14 protein-coding genes are annotated in these 16967 nt (G+C 63.5%); 5 read left to right on the top strand and 9 right to left on the bottom strand.

The features are described 5' to 3' along the window. Positions 1-49: 49 nt before the first annotated feature. The 5 genes from HV744_RS04685 to HV744_RS04665 all read right to left on the bottom strand — a co-directional run bounded on the left by HV744_RS04685 (position 50) and on the right by HV744_RS04665 (position 7054). Positions 50-2275, bottom strand: coding sequence for a polysaccharide biosynthesis tyrosine autokinase (locus HV744_RS04685; RefSeq protein ID WP_425497676.1), 2226 nt, complete (start codon positions 2273-2275; stop codon positions 50-52). Positions 2276-2367: 92 nt separating this feature from the next. Further along, on the bottom strand, positions 2368-3576 hold the full coding sequence (locus HV744_RS04680) for a polysaccharide biosynthesis/export family protein (protein WP_175148489.1): 1209 nt from the start codon (positions 3574-3576) through the stop codon (positions 2368-2370). Further along, the gene (locus HV744_RS04675) at positions 3570-4031 is read right to left on the bottom strand and encodes an arsenate reductase/protein-tyrosine-phosphatase family protein (RefSeq protein WP_175148372.1); all 462 of its coding nucleotides are present in this window, start codon (positions 4029-4031) and stop codon (positions 3570-3572) included. Before HV744_RS04675 ends, HV744_RS04680 begins: the two co-directional genes overlap by 7 nt. A gap of 46 nt (positions 4032-4077) precedes the next feature. Further along, the gene (locus tag HV744_RS04670) at positions 4078-5556 is read right to left on the bottom strand and encodes a UDP-glucose dehydrogenase family protein (protein ID WP_175148371.1); all 1479 of its coding nucleotides are present in this window, start codon (positions 5554-5556) and stop codon (positions 4078-4080) included. A 100-nt stretch (positions 5557-5656) separates the two neighbouring features. After that, the gene (locus HV744_RS04665) at positions 5657-7054 is read right to left on the bottom strand and encodes an undecaprenyl-phosphate glucose phosphotransferase (protein ID WP_175148370.1); all 1398 of its coding nucleotides are present in this window, start codon (positions 7052-7054) and stop codon (positions 5657-5659) included. 641 nt (positions 7055-7695) lie between these two features. Between HV744_RS04665 and HV744_RS04660 the strand changes: the two genes are divergently transcribed. Further along, positions 7696-9249 (top strand): mannose-1-phosphate guanylyltransferase/mannose-6-phosphate isomerase, encoded by a 1554-nt coding sequence (locus tag HV744_RS04660; RefSeq protein WP_281363626.1) that lies wholly within the window; start codon positions 7696-7698, stop codon positions 9247-9249. Positions 9250-9369: 120 nt separating this feature from the next. Here HV744_RS04660 and HV744_RS04655 read toward each other — a convergent pair whose 3' ends face one another. Next, positions 9370-10545 carry a transposase gene (locus HV744_RS04655; protein ID WP_175148369.1) on the bottom strand — a complete coding sequence of 392 codons (1176 nt, stop codon included), beginning with the start codon at positions 10543-10545 and terminating at the stop codon, positions 9370-9372. A 583-nt stretch (positions 10546-11128) separates the two neighbouring features. Continuing rightward, positions 11129-11425 carry a YciI-like protein gene (locus tag HV744_RS04650; protein ID WP_175148368.1) on the bottom strand — a complete coding sequence of 99 codons (297 nt, stop codon included), beginning with the start codon at positions 11423-11425 and terminating at the stop codon, positions 11129-11131. A gap of 436 nt (positions 11426-11861) precedes the next feature. Here HV744_RS04650 and HV744_RS04645 point away from each other — a divergent pair, with 436 nt between their 5' ends. The 4 genes from HV744_RS04645 to HV744_RS04630 all read left to right on the top strand — a co-directional run bounded on the left by HV744_RS04645 (position 11862) and on the right by HV744_RS04630 (position 14289). Further along, positions 11862-12158, top strand: a complete 297-nt coding sequence (locus HV744_RS04645; RefSeq protein ID WP_175148367.1) for a PsiF family protein — start codon at positions 11862-11864, stop codon at positions 12156-12158. 243 nt (positions 12159-12401) lie between these two features. Beyond that, complete coding sequence (locus HV744_RS04640; RefSeq protein ID WP_175148366.1) at positions 12402-12851, top strand: hypothetical protein; 450 nt, start codon at positions 12402-12404, stop codon at positions 12849-12851. Between the two features lie 481 nt (positions 12852-13332). After that, entirely contained in the window at positions 13333-13926 is a 594-nt protein-coding gene (locus HV744_RS04635) for a BPSL1445 family SYLF domain-containing lipoprotein (protein ID WP_175148365.1), read from the top strand. Between the two features lie 129 nt (positions 13927-14055). Next, positions 14056-14289 carry a hypothetical protein gene (locus HV744_RS04630; RefSeq protein ID WP_175148364.1) on the top strand — a complete coding sequence of 78 codons (234 nt, stop codon included), beginning with the start codon at positions 14056-14058 and terminating at the stop codon, positions 14287-14289. On the opposite strand, the gene HV744_RS04625 is transcribed toward HV744_RS04630, so the two are convergent. Further along, on the bottom strand, positions 14258-15328 hold the full coding sequence (locus HV744_RS04625; RefSeq protein ID WP_175148363.1) for a glycosyltransferase family 4 protein: 1071 nt from the start codon (positions 15326-15328) through the stop codon (positions 14258-14260). The two genes, HV744_RS04630 and HV744_RS04625, sit on opposite strands and share 32 nt — an antisense overlap. A 224-nt stretch (positions 15329-15552) precedes the next feature. After that, positions 15553-16965 (bottom strand): alpha,alpha-trehalose-phosphate synthase (UDP-forming), encoded by a 1413-nt coding sequence (otsA, locus tag HV744_RS04620; RefSeq protein ID WP_175148362.1) that lies wholly within the window; start codon positions 16963-16965, stop codon positions 15553-15555. Positions 16966-16967: the final 2 nt, after the last annotated feature.

Genomic DNA, 16967 nt, shown 5'->3' with positions numbered 1-16967 from the left:
GATGTCCTTTGTTATCGTCGTTGCGCTAGGTTCTGAACGCGTGCGGCGCTCAGGTGCTCAGATATTCATGAACCGCCGCATAGCCGCGGTTGTAGCCGCCGCGCGAACGCGCCGGCATGCCGTTGAAAATGCCGCCCTGCACGTGCACGCCGGCCGCGCGAAGGCGCTTCAGCGCATCGATGATCTCGCCTTCGCTGTGCATGCCCGAGCGCATCACGAAGAAGGTCGAACCGGCATACGCGCCGATGATCGACGCATCGGTCACGGCCAGCACCGGCGGCGTGTCGATCAGGATCACGTCGTAGCGCTTGGCGAGCCCGTCGAGGTATTGCGGCAGACGCGGCGACATCAGCAGCTCCGACGGATTGGGCGGACGGCGGCCGCACGAGATGAAGCTGAGCCCTTCGACGTTCGAACTGCGGATCGCCTCTTCAAGCGAGATCTGGCCGCTCAGCAATTCGGACAGGCCGTTGTCCTGCGCGCCGCCCAGATAGCGTTCGAGCATGCCGCGCCGCATGTCGCCGTCGATCAGCAGCACGCGCTTGCCCGAATGCGCGAGCAGCACCGCGAGGTTGACCGTCAGGAAGCTCTTGCCGACCCCGGCCATCGGGCCGGTCAGCATCACGATACGGTTGCGCGCGTCCATCATCGTGAACTGCATCGAGGTGCGCAGGCTGCGCAGACTTTCGATCGTCACGTCCTTCGGACGCGCGCTCGCCAGCACCGAGCGCAGACGTTCGCCGCCGCGCTGGTACGCGCTTTCGAGCTGCGCCTGTTCGACGCTTTGCGGCACGAGGCCGAACACCGGCAGATGGAACGCCCGCTCGATGTGATCCGGGTCGTCGATGCCCTTGAACATATTGCGGCGCAGGAACACGAAACCCGTACCGGCAATCAGCCCGAGAATCACCGCCGCCGACAGGATCAGCATCTTCTTCGGCTTGACCGGCGCGCCCGGGCGCAGCGCCGCGTCGACGATGTGCACGTTGCCGCCCGTGCCCGCCTTCTGCACCGACAACTCCTGCACGCGGTTGAGCAGCAGCACGTAGATGTCTTCCGCAACCTTGGCGTCACGCTGCAACTGCACGGCCTTCACTTCGGTGGCCGGCAGATCGCGGAAACGGTCCGCGTATTTGGTGCGCTGCGCCTGCAACTCGGCCATCTGCTCGCGCGCGGCCTTCAGCATCGGATGGTCGTCGCCGTAGCGCTCGGTCAACTGCGCCATCTGCAGACGCAAGCCGGCGATCTGCTGCTCGTACTGCACGCTGCCTTCGAGGTACACCTTGGCCTCGTCGCTCGCGTTGATCGAGCCGGACTGGCGCTGATACGCGGTCAACGCGGCTTCCGCGCGTTCGAGATCGGACTTCAGGCGCGGCTCCTCGCTTTTCAGGAAGTCGAGCATCCGGATCGCGTCTTCCTGCTTGTTCGACACGTGCTGGCGCACATACGACTGTGCGAGCGCGTTGGCGACCAGCGCCGCGTGTTCGGGGCTCTTGTCTTCCAGCGAGATCTGGATCACGCCGGTCTGCTTGCCCTGCTCCTGCACGCTGATGGCCGACTGGAACGCGGTGATCGCGTCGAGGTCGTTGGATCGCACCACCGTGAATTCCTGCCCGGGACGCGCCACCAGTTGATTGACGCGCATCGTCACCCCGCCGCCCTGCGCCTGCTGGCCGACCTGGCCGCGCAGCAGCTGCGCGCCGTTGGGCGCGAACAGTTCGTAGTGCTGCTCGTCGATCACTCTCAAGTTCAGCTTCTGGCCTTCGAGCGCCGGCGTCACGTCGATCGAATCGAGCTCGACGTTTTCGCCGCCCCATGCGTACGACGTCAGCCCCAGCCACGCACGCGCCGGCTGACCCGGCGTCGCCATCCGGGCGGCGATGCTGCCGAGCAGCGGCACTGTCTTCGGCGTGATGCTGAAGTTCAGCTTCAACTGCTGCACCACCGGACCGACCACGCCGCGGCTCTTGATGATTTCGATTTCGGCGTCGGTCGGCAGCGAGCTCGAGCCGGTGGTGATCGCGGCGCCGGTCTGCGTCTGCGTGAGCGCCTGCGACGTGTTGTCGGACTGTTCGACCCGCACGTGCGCGTCGGCCGAATAGATCGGCTTCGCGAGAATGCAGTACGCGGCGGCCATCGTGATGATCACGGCGGCGATCGCGAGCAGCCACCAGATGTCGTCGAGGATCACCTGCACCAGTTGTCCGAGGACGACGTCTTCTTCTTCGGTCTTGATCGGACCAGCCATGTGTGGAGAAATTTGAGTGCTCACAATTCGATCCCGTATCGGTTGCTTCGGCGTTTGCTTCGGTCCCGCGCCGCGCCCGTGAGGGCGATGCGGCGCGGGCCTGTCTACGGCTCAGACGTTCAGCGCGTCAGTTGCCTCAGGTAGAACAGCGTCTGCACGCTTGGCAGGACCTGCTGCAACACACGGTTGAACGTGGTCGAAGCGGCGGTGCCCACATACACGACGTCCAGCGGCTGCAACTGGAACTGCGAGGACAGCATGATCGAGTCCGGCTGCGTCATGTCGAGGCGGAACACCTCCGGCCTGGTCGGATGCTCGCGCATGCCGCGCATCACGAAGATCTGGCGCGGATTGGCGTCGGTGTTGAGAATGCCGCCGCCCTGCGTGAGCGCGTCGGCAATCGTCATCCGGCCGCGGATGATCGGCAACTGGATCGGCGTCTTCACTTCACCCATCACGAAAACACGTGCGTCCGTACGGTCCGGCACGTTGATCACGTCGCCGCTTTGCAGCATCACGTTCTGCGTGGTGTCGCCGCGATCGAGCATGCGGTCGGCGTCGAGCACGTAGAGCTGGTTGTTGCGCGTGAGGCGCACGCGCTGGATGTCGGCGTCCGGGTTCGTGCCACCCGAGCGCGTAATCGCGTCGACCAGCGTGAGCGGCACGTCGCTGATGGCGAGCGGCCCCGGCGTCTTCACTTCGCCGGTCACCTGGACTTTCTGGCCGCGATACGACAGCACGCGCACGTCGACCTGCGGGTTGCGGATATAGCGCACGAGGCCGGTGGCGAGCTGATCGCGCACCTCGCTGGTGGTCTTGCCGGCGGCCTTGATGCGGCCGACGAACGGGAAAAAGATCGTGCCGTCGGACGCGATGGTCTGGCCGTACGGATCGGCCTGGCCCGGCAGCGCGGCCGTATACGGCTGCTGCAACGCGCCGCCGATCGACTGCGTGGTGTTGCCGCCCGACGACAGCGTGCTGCCCTGCGGGGTGGTCAATTCAGGGTGATCCCACACGGTGATGCCGAGAATGTCCTGTGGCGAGAGCCGGTACACGTACTGCGACGGGTCGGTGTAACGCGAGGTCGGCAGCACCTGGGTCTTCGCGGCGGCGGCTTGCGCCTGCGCGGTGATCACGCTGGCGTCGATCAGATGAACCGGATACGTTTCGGTGGGCCGGTTCTGGTCGTCTTCTTTCAGACGGGACGTGTCGAGATAGTTGCCCGGTGCGGTAGCGCAGGCCGACAGAAAGGACGTCAGCAAAAGCGTAGCGGCGAATTTCGATTTGCAGCGCGCGAATGAGTTTGCAGTGAGTTTCTTCATCAGCATATTTTGTTCAGCCATCCCATGACCAGATGTTCGATGAGCACGAGACTCTCCCTGTAATCGGTTTCCGCGCCGCCGTGCGGATCGGCGACGTCGGAATCGTCTTCCCATTTGCCGAGCGGATAGACCTTGCCGCGCGAGGCCGGATCGAGCGCTTCGACGTCGCTCACCTGCGCGCGTTCGGTGACCAGCACCAGATCGGCGGCGCGCACGAGCTGGCGGTCGAGGCGCCGCGAGTAATGGATGCCGGGCGCAACGCCCTGCTCGGCGAGCAGGCGCTGCATGACCGGGTCCATCGCGTGGCCGTTCATCGCCCGCAGGCCCGCCGAATGAAACGCGATCGGCGCTGTGGACCGCCCCGCCTCCGACGCCTTGCGCTGCTTTGCCTTGAACAGCATTTCGGCGGCAGGCGAACGGCACACGTTGGCGTGGCAGACGATCAGAACGTTGGCGAACATGGCGGGCTCCTTGACGAGGCGCGTGGTGACCTGGCGACCTGCTGGCCTAATGGCTCGCAGCGGCGGTCTCACGGCCGGAGCCGGTTGCGAACGCATGCGGGTCCGCAGCGGCTTCGGCAAGCGGCATGCTGTGCGCGCCGACCTTGGCCGGCGCATTGCGCAAAGCGTGCTGCCGCCCGATCGCGTGATACTCGATACCCAGTTCGAGCAGCGCATCCGGCTCATACAGATTGCGGCCGTCGAAAATCAGCGGCGTCTTCAGGATCTGCTTGAGCGAATCGAAGTCCGGGCTCTTGAAGACCTTCCATTCGGTGAGAATCACCAGCGCGTCGACGCCCTCGGCCGCTTCCATCTCTTCGTTCACGAACGACAGGCGTGCGTGCTGCTGCGGCACGTCCTGCAGATCGAGCGCGAACACGCGCTTCGATTCGTCGATCGCGACCGGGTCGTAGGCCTTCACGCGCGCGCCACGGCGCAGCAGTTCGGCGATCAGCGGACGGCTCGGCGCTTCGCGCATGTCGTCGGTGTTCGGTTTGAACGCGAGGCCCCACACGCCGAACGTGCGGTCCGACAGGTCTTCGCCCAGCCGCGCGACGATCTTGTGCGCGAGGATTCTCTTCTGCGTGTCGTTGACGGCTTCCACCGCTTCGAGAATGCGCAGGTTCGCGTTGTGGTCGGCCGCCGTGCGGATCAGCGCCTGCACGTCTTTCGGAAAACACGAGCCGCCGTAGCCGCAGCCGGCATACAGGAAGTCGTAACCGATGCGCGGATCGGAGCCGATACCGCGGCGCACCGCCTCGATGTCCGCGCCGACGCGGTCGGCCAGATTGGCCAGCTCGTTCATGTACGAGATGCGCGTGGCGAGCATGGCGTTGGCCGCGTACTTGGTGAATTCGGCCGAGCGCACGTCCATGTACAGCGTGCGTTCGCGATTGCGGTTGAACGGCGCGTAGAGGCGCTTCATCAGTTCGCGCGCCTTTTCGCCGGGCACGTCCTCGTCGCAACCGAGCACGATGCGATCGGGCCGCGTGAAGTCTTCCACCGCCGCGCCTTCCTTCAGGAACTCCGGATTCGACACCACCGAGAACATGTGGCTGACGTTGCGCGCGGCCAGCTCGGCGGCGACCACCTCGCGCACGCGCGACGCCGTGCCGACCGGCACCGTCGATTTGTCGACGATCACCTTGAAGCCCGTCATATGGCGGCCGATATTGCGCGCCGCGGCCAGCACGTATTGCAGGTCGGCGGAACCGTCCTCGTCGGACGGCGTGCCGACCGCGATGAACTGGATATCGCCGTGCGCGACCGCGGCCTCGACATCGGTCGAGAACTTCAGGCGTCCGGCCTTGCGATTGCGCGCGATGATCTCCTGCAGACCCGGTTCATGGATCGGCACGCCGCCGTTATTGAGCACGTCGATCTTGCGCTGATCGACGTCGAGACAGAACACGTCGTGGCCGATGTCGGCCAGACATGCGCCCGTCACGAGGCCTACGTAGCCGCTACCGATGATCGTCAGGTTCATGTGTTGCACCTCGGGAAAAGGAGTTGATTCGGTGGAGTTGATTCAGGCGTGCGGTCACGCGCTGCGTTGCGTTTGCATGACCGGGGCTCGATCGCCGGACTCAATAAGCGTTACTGCCCGCGAAGCCCTTCCACAGCGTCAGCACGACGATCTTGATGTCGAGCCAGAAGGTCCAGTGCTGCATGTAGTACAGATCGAGCTTGACGCGGCCCATCATCTTTTCGATGCGGTCAGTTTCGCCGCGATAGCCGTTGATCTGTGCCCACCCGGTGATGCCCGGCTTGATCCGGTAGCGGTGCATGTAGCCCTTCACCAGATCCTTGTAGATGTCGTCGTGTTCGAGCGCATGCGGACGCGGGCCGACCACCGACATCTCGCCGCGCAGCACGTTGATGAATTGCGGCAGCTCGTCGAGGCTGGTGCGGCGCAGGAACGCGCCGACCGCGGTGATGCGCGGGTCGCGCCGCGTGGCCTGGGTGATCTTGCCGGCCTCTTCCTTGTGCATCTTCATCGAGCGGAACTTGTAGATCTCGAACTGATTGCCGTCGATGCCCTTGCGCTTCTGGCGGAAGAACACCGGGCCCGGCGAGCTGAGCTTCACCAGCGCCGCGATCACCAGCATCAGCGGCGCCAGCGCGGTCAGCGCGGCCAGCGCGAACAGGCGGTCGAACACGCGCTTGGGCAGCACGCGCAGATCGGTGATCGGCGACGCGGCCAGGTTGATCGCGGGCACGCCGAGCAGCTCGACCATCGGCTGATTGAACAGCGTGAGGCTGCGCACGTCCGGAATGAAGCGGATGTTCACGAAGTCGTTGCGCAGATCCATCACGAAGCGATGGATCGCCTTCTCCTTCGAGATCGGCAGCGCCAGCCACAACTCGCGGATCGCACGCTGGCGCACCAGCTGGATCATCCGCTGATAGTCGCGCTCGACCGGCACGCCGTCGATCGCGTCGCCCGCGTCCGGGTCCTCGTAGGGATTGATCGTGCTGTCCTCGTCGAACACCACGACCGGGCTGAAGCCCGCTTCCGGGCGGCTGCGCATCTGCTCGATCAGGAAGCGCCCATACGGCGCGCCGCCGACGATCGCCACCGCGCGCTGATTAAAGCCTTCGCGGCGCAGCCCGCGCAGGATCGAGTAGACGACCATCTTGGTGACGATCAGCAGCGCGATCGTCGCAATCGCCCAATACACGAGCCACAGCCGCGACAGGTTGTCCGCACGGTGCAGGCTGAAACTGATCAGCACGCCGGTGATTTCCACCATCACCCAGCCGCCCGAGACGCGCGACAGCAGGTCGTACAGCGGCTTGCCGCGCCACGACTGATAGATGCCCAGCGCCGGGAAAAACACCACCACCAGCAGACAGCCGAACGCGAGCGACACGCTTTGCATATCGTCAAGCCACACGACTTTCCCGCTGTGCACGGCCGCCGCGATGGCGGCGCCGAGCGCGACCATGGCGATGTCGATGATTCTCGATAGAACGCTCAGCATGCGCTGTCCCTCAGTTCGTCAGTCAAGTGCCGTCCGTTGGTTGGTTAAATCCGTCGCAGCTCAGTCCGGCAAGCGAGCGCACCACGCCGGTAAGCGCGTCCGCCAATTCATGCGCGACGCGAAACTGATTGAGCCGGTGCGATTGCCCTGCCATTTCCCGATCCGGAAAAATGTCTGATGGCCGGATCGAAAAATCTGTGTCGGAATGAGTGAATACCCTTGTACAAGTATAGATAAAGCGATATTAAAATTCGTACTGCAAGACCGCAAAATATCTCAAATTGTATCAGTCAAAGTTTCAGTATTTTTTCTGAGTTTTGTTCGGCAATTGTTACCGGATTGCGTGCTTGAAAGGCGTTAAACAGGTTAAGCCGTAAGGCGATGCAGGCCTTCTCGCGTGGTTTCCTACGAAGCTTACGCCGCCCCGCGCGGTGTCATTCTGACGCAGAATCGGGCGTAAAAAAATTGCCGCCTATTTTTTTCTGGTAATTTTTCTTTTTTATAAATTCGTCGGACATTATTTCTTCATCAAGCGGATAATTTTATTGCGCGTTTTATATAGTTTCTATTTAACGCACTTTTATTGATTCCTGACTTCATGATAAAACTCGACGCATTCACCCAGCCTCGAGGAGTCCAACATGACAGCTCCGGTCACGGCGACACCCGCCGACACCCGGTCCACGCAAGCTACGCCCATGAACGTCAAGCTCAAAGTTCATCCCGTGATTCTCGCGGGCGGCTCCGGCACACGGCTGTGGCCGATGTCGCGCGAACAGCATCCGAAACAGCTGATCGGCCTGCTCGGCGAAGACTCGCTGCTGCAATCCACCACCCGCCGGCTCGACGGACTCGAATCCGGCTACCCGCTCACCGAGCAACTGGTCGTGGTGGCCAATGAAGAACAGCGCTTCACCACCGCCGAACAGTTGCGCACCAGCGGCAAGCCGACCCGGCTGATTCTCGAACCCGTCGGCCGCGACACGGCGCCGGCGCTGACGGTGGCCGCCCTGTCGATCGCCGCGCAGGACGAGGACGGCATCATGGTCGTGATGCCCGCCGATCACGCGGTCACCGACAGCGACGGATTTCATGCTGCGGTGGCTGCCGGCGTGCAGCACGCGGCGGCCGGTCACATCGTCACGATGGGCATCGTGCCGACCCGTGCGGAAACCGGCTATGGCTACATTCGCATCGGCGCGGCGCTTGGCACACCTGATCACGCACACGCTACGGATAACGAAGCATCCAGCAAGATCGGCGCGCATCAGCTCGACCGCTTCGTCGAGAAGCCGCACCTGGAGCTCGCGCAGCGTTATATCGAATCGCGGGAGTATTGGTGGAATAGCGGCATCTTCATCATGCGCGCGTCGACCTGGCTGAAGGCGATCCGCCATTTCCAGCCGGCCATTTACGAAGCGTGCGCAGCCGCGTTCGCGGGCGGCAAGGCGGATGGCGACTTCTTCCGTCTGCAACGCGACGCGTTCAGCGCATCGCCGTCGAATTCGATCGACTACGCGGTGATGGAGCAGCTCGGCACCGATCAAAGCGCCGCCTCCGGCGTGGTCGTGCCGTTGCAGGCGGGCTGGTCGGACGTGGGTTCGTGGGACGCGATCTGGGACATCTCCGAGAAAGACGCCGAGCGCAACGTGGGCCGCGGCCGCGTGATGTTCGAAGGCGCAACGTCGACCTTTGCGCATTCCGAAGGACGCCTGATTGCCTGCGTCGGCACACAGGATCTCGTGGTGGTCGAAACGGCCGACGCGATTCTCGTCGCTGACAAGTCGCGCGTGCAGGACGTCAAGAAGATCGTCGGCCGGATTCGCGAGGACGGCGGCCTTGAAGCGGCCAACCATCGCAAGGTGCATCGGCCGTGGGGCAACTACGATTCCGTCGACACCGGCGAGCGCTTCCAGGTCAAACGTATCGTCGTGAAACCGGGCGCGCGGCTCTCGCTGCAAATGCATCATCACCGCGCCGAACATTGGATCGTCGTGCGCGGCACCGCGCTCGTCACGCGAGGTGAAGAGCGCTTTATCGTCTCCGAAAACGAATCGGCTTATATTCCGCTGGGCGTCACTCACCGTCTCGAGAACCCGGGCAAGATGCCGCTCGAAATGATCGAGGTCCAGTCCGGTTCGTATCTCGGCGAAGACGATATCGTGCGCTTCGACGACACGTATGGACGCCAGTGATCGGGTAACACAGTTGGAACCACAACGAATGAAGCGGGAACCTGCGGCGGTTGCTCCTGACGGCCGCGGGGAACTGCTGTTATGCCGACGCCGTGCTAGCCGCCGCGCTGACCGCCGCGCTCATCCCGCGTGGGAGATGAGTTCTGTATAGGACGACGGATAACGATCTGATGCACTGCTGTCGGTCGCCGCGCTCGCGGCAGCCGCTTCACCGGGAGAACGGCGCAGCGGTCCACGGAACGCATTGAGCGGACCGTGCAAAGGCGCGCCATGATTCACCGCCACGGGCTCCGGCACATGACGCAACGCGGGCAACGGACGAGCCGCCTGCCTGGACGCATGCGCCGAAGGTGCTTGAGCCGCGCCGGCAGGTTCGGCCGCGGCCTGCGTCACGCGCTCCCGGTCGATCCACTGCCGCGCCCATTCGAGCGCGTACTGCTCCGCCGCAGCCGCATCCGCAAAGCGCGGGCCGACGAGGCCGGAACGCTCGACGCGTTTGCCGTCCTTCATGATTTCAGCCCATGCGCGATACATTGCGTTGGGCACCTGCTCGGCCACGACGTAAATCAGATAGCCGTGCGGGTCCGCGATCTGCGTGCCGCGCGGCGCGAGACTCATCGACAGCGGGCTGCGCTGTTCGCCCGGCGCGTGCGCGCGGCGTGCCGACGCGATCGCCGAATCCAGATGTTCCATCGCCGCACCGACCGCACGCGCTTCGCCAAGGCCGGCAGGCACAGCGGCACGCGGCGCGGGCCGCAAGGAGGCGGCGGACGCAGCTTGCGCGCGTGTCACCGGCGCCGGCGCCGCAGGCGCGAGGCCGGACAACTGGCGCGTGATGTCGGCGATCGGATCGGCCGAACGCCAGTTGCTCAGCGTGCCCGACACGCCGGCCGCCTGCCACGACTCGGGGCTCTTCCACGACACGCCACGCAAACTCTCGTCGCGCATGCTGGGTGTTTCCGCTGCCGGCGCTGCGGGTTTGGCCGCGACGGGCGGCGCCGGCTGGGGGACGTACGCGAAGGTGCGCCCGGTTTGCGACAACAGCCGGACCATTTCGAGCAGCGTGCCGTTCAGTTGCCATTCTTCAAACCGGCGCCGACACGTGGGACCCGACGGATAGCGGCCTGGCAGCTTCGACCAGGGTTCGCCGGTGGTCAGAATCCACAGGACGGCATTCGCCACGATCCGCGGTTCGGCGCGGGGCCGACCGCGTCGGTTCAGACGGACGGCCGGCTCGTCAGAGACAAGAACTGCCAGCAGCGCCCATTCGTCATTGCTTAGCTCATCGAAAAACATTGGGTTTTCTCCACGCGGCCCTGGCCGGGCCGCGGCTTTGGGCCGGCCACGGATTCAACTTTCACGATCCGTGTGCGGCCCTCGGTTGCACAAATATGTTTTGTACGTTCTGTTGGCTGGTCAATACCGCCCTGACTTGGTGCGGTTTGTCCCTATTGCGAAGCACAAAACGTGGTCTCACTCGTGCATAGGAGAATTTGTGCACGAAGCATACCATCACCAGGGTTTTCGTGAATACAGTTGAGGCAAGTGTTACGGATAGAAACAATCTTGTCCTTTTCACTGCGTCATTTCACGCATTGCTGTCACAGAAGCACTGGCCATCTCGACGACAGACCGCACTATTGCATTGCACAACTACACGCTACAGCACTGAATTGCATTTACGAATTTCAATCTCGATTGACACCATATTTTTACGCATTTGGCATCCCCGCGAATGGCGGGTGCAACACCCGCGGGCGGCGCGCGAACAGCGCATACGCATCAAGGCATCGTGCGGTGATGGAGGCGCATGCGCTGCTTGCGCGTGCGCCCTCTTTGCCCCTTCCCGCATGGTTGATGCGGCTTGTTTGACTTGCTTCTAGCGCGTAGGTTTCGCGGCGCTATCACCCACCACCGTCGTCCACTCGCGCACGCGCCAGTGAGTCACGAGTCCGGCACGCACGTACGGATCCGCTCTGGCAAAGGCTTCGGCGGCAGTGGCAGAGTCGCCCTTGAAGAGCAGCATCGCGCAGTCCGTGGGTTCGGTCAACGCGCCGGCCAGCACCAGCTCACCGCGTTCAGCCGCCGCCCACGCGAGACGCAGATGCTCGTCACGATACGCGGCGCGTCGTTCGAGGTAGTCGGACACGAGGTCGTACATCAACAGGTAGTGCATGGCGAGCCTCCTATGGCTTGCAAAAAGACGGTCAATCGGAACCACGTTCGAGTCAACATTACCCACATCGCATGTGGCCGACTTTTGTGACGATTTTCTATTCATTTGCATTCGCAGCAACGCAAATAGCATTTAAATTTTTCACCAGTCATCTCAAACAGTGGTCGACTCAATTCATTTGAAATAAGCTTAATTAATTGATCTGGATTGCATAGCATAACTCGACACTGCCGCCATTCGCCTGCTTCAAGCGCCGGCCCCTTGCCCTGCCCCTTCGCGTAGGGGAAAACGAGCGTGAGCGCCTGTCAACCGGAATGCGCTTCTGTCCGTTCAGGCAGACAGCAGTTGCCATAATGGACGTGCCGGGGGGCCCTGGATGGCGTTGACGCCCGCGCATGGACGACCAAAAACGTTTTCACCACCGATGGAGTGTCACATGAAAATCCAATCCGCTATCGCTACGCTGGTGCTCGGCGCGGTTCTCGTTTCGCCGGTGTTCGCGCAGAACAGCCAGCAAACTAAAATGGCCGACTGTAACAAGCAGGCCGGCGACAAGAAAGGTGACGACCGCAAGGCGTTCATGAAGACCTGCCTGTCCGCGAAGCCGGCCGCCGCCGCGCCGATGTCCCAGCAGGACAAGATGAAGGCGTGCAACACGCAAGCCGCCGGCAAGAAAGGCGACGACCGCAAGGCGTTCATGAAGACCTGCCTGTCGTCCGCACCGGCTAACTGAACGCAGCGCAGCGGCGCCGTGTGACGAACACGGTGACCGAGCGCTCATCGCTCGAACACGGCCGCGCTATTGTCCGGCGCGGCCATTGCCTGTCTCTCCCGTCGCCCCCCTCTTCGCAGTCCACCCGCCTGAACGCGCCTTTTTCTTCTATGATGGCTGCGGAGACGGCCCACCCCCATATACAACTATTAGACGGGCCGCCATCTTGTCGTTGGTGCTGCTGAGCATCGATCGGAGGCAAGGATGGTATCGAAGCATAAAAACCGCTGGTTGAGGCGGTGGCTGGTCGTCATCGTATTTTGGGCCGTGCCCGTGGCGATCGTTGCGGTCAACGAGATCCGCGAGGAAATGGCGTACAACGCCGTCGACCTCGACCGTGCGCTGACCACCTGGAATTTCACCGACGCACAACGCGCGGCCGGCGCGCCTGCGCGCTGCCACGGCAAACCCGGCGACGCGCAAGCGGCCGGCTGTCCGGCCGACGTGCTGGCCGCCAATGCGCCGCGCCAGCAGGACGCGCGCAATGAATACAGCGTGCGCCGCTCGACCCTGATGGCTTATCTATGGCACGCGTTCGTCGGCTACTGGGTCGTGCCGGCGGCCGCGCTGTTCCTGCTCGGCATGCTGATCGGCATGGTGCGCCGCGCGCTGCGGCGGGCGCCGCCGGTCAAAAGTCCAGCGAACCATGGATGAGCGCGCGCTGCGACGCCACGCATCGCGCGACGAAGAAATCACCGAGGAGATCGCGGCGCACGCCTGCTGACGGCATGAGTTTCGCAGCGCCTGCTGCCCCGCCCGATGCATCTTGCGACGACGACGCACCGGACTGCGGCGTCCAGGCAACACTTTTGATTCGATTTCAAAATCAGACACCGGTCCTGAAAATCGGTAAAAACGGACTGTTCGCACGGTCGCCATTCCACCTCGCGCGCGTGAGCGCGCGGCAGGCACGCTGCGCCGCAAGCCAATCGAACCCGCCGCGCGAGCCTCCCCGGTCCGTATCGAGGCAGGTCAAAATTACAGTCCGACGTCTTAGGGTTAGCCGCAAAGCCCCGCCGTACAAGGCTTTTCGCTTGACGGCGAAGTGCGCCTTTTACGCTTGCGCGTGATATAACTTAAAGGCAATCCGGCAACATCGCCGAGGTTGCGCCCCGGAACCATACGGAGAAAAACGATGCAAAGACGAAACTTCATGTTGAAGGCTACCGCTGCGCTCGCTTTCGGAGGCATTGCACTCGCTGGGTGCACCACCACGTCGCCCAGCAGCAACAACCCCACGCCCGCCACCGACGCCTCCAGACGCCATTCGATCGACGCCGACGTCGACGGCGCAATGTCGCGGCTTTTCACGTCCGTGAAGGGTTCGCGCGAACTGGTCTCGAAGGCGCGCGGCGTGCTCGTGTTCCCGTCGGTTCTGCAGGCGGGCCTGATCGTCGGCGCTCAGCACGGCGACGGGGCACTGCGCGTCGGCGGCAGCACGGTCGGCTACTACAGCACGACTTCCGGCTCGTTCGGCCTGCAGGCGGGCGCGCAGTCGAAGGCCATCATCTTCCTGTTCATGACGCAGGACTCGCTGGACACATTCCGCAATGCGGATGGCTGGTCGGTCGGCGCCGACGCCTCTGTCGCACTGGTGAAGATCGGCGCCAACGGCGCAGTCGACACGACCACGGCAACCGCGCCGGTCCAGGTATTCGTGCTGACCAATGCCGGCCTGATGGGCGACCTGTCGTTGCAGGGCACCAAGGTATCGCGTCTGAAGATCTGAGCGCGCTATCGGTTTGCCGGTCTGCGAGGCATGCGTGCGCACCGCCCGGTTCCATGAGTAGCGGTGGCCGGGGCACACGCAAGCCTGCGCAGTGCCGCGACTGCATCGTGGCGCGCCGCGGTGGCAGGCTTGGTGGAGCTTCCGGTCGAACCGCTTTTCAAGCGGTCCTGCCAGGCCTTTGCTGCCGCAATCCGCTCGTTGCCCGATTCAATCGTTCAGCGTGAAGCAGCAATGAAAAACGGCGGTGCGCATCGCACACCGCCGTTCTTTTTCACTGTGCCGCGCTTCTCGATGCGCTGCCCGACGCAGCGCATGAGCCGCACCCGCCGCCTCAACCTCCCGACGACGTATCGATCACCTTGAAGCGCGAACGCTTTTGCGCGCGAATCACCGACTGATACGCGTCCACATACTGCTGCGCCATCCGGTGCGACGTGAAGCGCTCCTCGAAGCGCTGCCGCACGCCCGCACGCGGCATCTTGTGCAGACGGTTGACCGCCGCCACCGCACCGATCTCGTCCTCGACGATAAAGCCCGTCACGCCGTCGTCGATCACCTCCGGCACCGAGCCGCGGTTGAACGCGATCACCGGCGTGCCGCACGCCATCGCCTCGATCATCACGAGACCGAACGGCTCCGGCCAGTCGATCGGAAACAGCAGCGCATGCGCGCCGGAGAGGAATTCGGCCTTCTGGTTATCCGCGATCTCGCCGATGAACTCCACATACGGCAAGTCCAGCAACGGCCGGATCTCACGCTCGAAGTACTCGCGGTCGGCGGCGTCCACTTTCGCGGCGATGCGAATCGGCATGCCGCAGCGCCCGGCAATCCGGATCGCGGTGTCGACACGCTTTTCCGGCGAGATCCGGCCCAGAAACGCGAGGTACTTCTGCTCGACCGGTTGCGGCGTGTACAACTGCTCCGGCAAGCCGTGATAGACCGTGGTGAGCCACTTGGCCTGCGGCAACGGATGACGCTGCGCGTTCGAAATCGAGATCACCGGCGCGGTGTTGAAGGTGTCGAACACCGGCTGCTGCTCGGGCAGATCGAGCCGGCCGTGCATCGTCGTGACGAATGGCGTCTCCTGGCGTTTGAACACCGAGAACGAGTAATAGTCGAGGTGAAAATGCAGCACGTCGAACTCTTCGGCCTGGCGGCGCACCAGTTCCATCAACAGCATATGCGGCGCAATGCGGTCGCGTATGCCCGGGTCCAGACGCAGCGCGCGCGGCCAGACCGCTTCGAGCTTCGCGCTGGTGACGGAGTCGCCGCTCGCGAACAGCGTCACGTCATGGCCAAGCTCGACCAGCGCCTCGGTGATGTACGACACGACGCGCTCCGTGCCGCCATACAGCTTCGGCGGCACCGATTCGGTCAAGGGGGCGATCTGCGCAATTTTCATATTTTGTGTCTCCATGAACTGACGGCTTGCGCCTCGTGGCGGTGCGCGTCAGCGACGCCGAGTATGACAGCGCCGTTACCTCCAATCAATGCGACGGTGACGCACGGACTGCGTGCACCACTGGCATCGGAGCATTATTCCCTACTGCCCGGCAAAAAGCCCTCGGTCTTGCATTTGCTCGGTGCTGTTACATTCGGCTTACATCCGACGCGGGGTCGCCCCCATCACGTGTACCCGCCGCCCTTGCCCGGCTGCTGCGCCGGCACGCTGCGCAAATCGTTCAGGAAGGTGTCGCGCCACACACCGAGATCGTTCTTGCGCAGCGCCGCCATGTTGATCTCGTGACGCCGCTGACGGGCGTCGAGCGGCATCTGCAAGGCGCGCTGCAACGCTTCGCACATGCCGATCGCATCATGCGGATTGACCAGCAGCGCGCCGGTCAACTCCGCCGCCGCGCCCGCGAAAACCGACAGCACCAGCACACCCGGGTCGTCGGGGTTCTGCGCGGCGACGTACTCTTTCGCGACCAGGTTCATGCCGTCATGCAGTGGCGTCACGAAGCCGATCTGCGACTCGCGAAACAGCGACATCAGCTTCCAGCGGTCGTACTGCTGGTTCAGATAACGGATCGGCGTGTAGTCGAGGCCCGAATAGCGGCCATTGATTCGTCCTGCTTCATATTCCAGATCTTGGCGGATCTTCTGGTAGGTGGCGACGTCTGAACGGGTCGGCGGTGCGATCTGCACCAGCGTGACGTTGCCGCGCCATTCGGGCGAGCGTTCCAGCAACTGCTCGAACGCGCGGAACCGCTCGACCAGACCCTTCGAGTAATCGAGCCGGTCGACGCTCATGATCAGCTTGCGTCCTTCGAGGCTCTGCTTCAGCTCGAGCACATGCTGCCGGCTTTCGTAGCGCTTCGCCTGCTCGGCGATTTCGTCGGGGAATACGCCGATCCGGTAGACGCCGGTGCGCAGCTTGCGGCCGAACGCTTCGACGTGACCGCCCGCGCTCACCGTGCCGCGCGCGTGACGCGTCACGTAATCGTGGAACGCGAGTTCGTCGGTGGCGGTCTGGAAGCCCAGCAGGTCGTAGCACGACAGCGACTTCACCAGCTCTTCGTGCGGCGGAATGTTGAGCAGGATCTGTGGCGCGGGAAACGGAATGTGCAGGAAGAAGCCGACGCGGTTCGTGACACCCTCGCTGCGCAGCGCCTCGGCGAACGGGATCAGATGGTAGTCGTGAATCCAGATCACGTCGTCGGGTTCGAGCAGCTTGATCAGCTTGTGCGCGAGCCACGCATTGACGCGCCGGTAGCCCGCGTACTCCTCGCGCTCATAGCGGGCGAGGTCGTTGCGGTAGTGGAACACCGGCCACAGCGTCGCGTTCGAGAAGCCGCGATAGTACTGGTCGTAGTCCTTGCGCGTGAGGCCGACGGTCGCGAAGGTCACGGCGCCGTCCTGTTCCAGCGTCGGGCCGGCGTTGGCGACGGTCTCGCTGACCACGTCGCCGCTCCAGCCGAACCATACGCCTCCGGCATCTTTCAGCGCGCCGAACACGCCGACCGCAAGCCCGCCCGCCGATCCTTTGGTTTCCGTCGGCGTAGCGACGCGATTCGACACGACGATCAGTCGACCCATTC

It is taken from the genome of Paraburkholderia ultramafica, from assembly GCF_902859915.1.
Classification (GTDB): Bacteria; Pseudomonadota; Gammaproteobacteria; order Burkholderiales; family Burkholderiaceae; genus Paraburkholderia; species Paraburkholderia ultramafica.
Note: the sequence above shows the minus strand (reverse complement) of the source record. Positions and strands in the feature narration are given on the sequence as shown.

Coding starts and splice junctions, on each gene's coding strand:
- HV744_RS04670 (WP_175148371.1), bottom strand. CDS start 5,556: ATGAACCTGACGATCATCGGTAGCGGCTACGTAGGCCTCGTGACGGGC.
- HV744_RS04650 (WP_175148368.1), bottom strand. CDS start 11,425: ATGCACTACCTGTTGATGTACGACCTCGTGTCCGACTACCTCGAACGA.
- HV744_RS04665 (WP_175148370.1), bottom strand. CDS start 7,054: ATGCTGAGCGTTCTATCGAGAATCATCGACATCGCCATGGTCGCGCTC.
- HV744_RS04640 (WP_175148366.1), top strand. CDS start 12,402: ATGGTATCGAAGCATAAAAACCGCTGGTTGAGGCGGTGGCTGGTCGTC.
- HV744_RS04660 (WP_281363626.1), top strand. CDS start 7,696: ATGACAGCTCCGGTCACGGCGACACCCGCCGACACCCGGTCCACGCAA.
- HV744_RS04675 (WP_175148372.1), bottom strand. CDS start 4,031: ATGTTCGCCAACGTTCTGATCGTCTGCCACGCCAACGTGTGCCGTTCG.
- HV744_RS04625 (WP_175148363.1), bottom strand. CDS start 15,328: ATGAAAATTGCGCAGATCGCCCCCTTGACCGAATCGGTGCCGCCGAAG.
- HV744_RS04680 (WP_175148489.1), bottom strand. CDS start 3,576: ATGCTGATGAAGAAACTCACTGCAAACTCATTCGCGCGCTGCAAATCG.
- otsA (WP_175148362.1), bottom strand. CDS start 16,965: ATGGGTCGACTGATCGTCGTGTCGAATCGCGTCGCTACGCCGACGGAA.
- HV744_RS04655 (WP_175148369.1), bottom strand. CDS start 10,545: ATGTTTTTCGATGAGCTAAGCAATGACGAATGGGCGCTGCTGGCAGTT.
- HV744_RS04635 (WP_175148365.1), top strand. CDS start 13,333: ATGCAAAGACGAAACTTCATGTTGAAGGCTACCGCTGCGCTCGCTTTC.
- HV744_RS04645 (WP_175148367.1), top strand. CDS start 11,862: ATGAAAATCCAATCCGCTATCGCTACGCTGGTGCTCGGCGCGGTTCTC.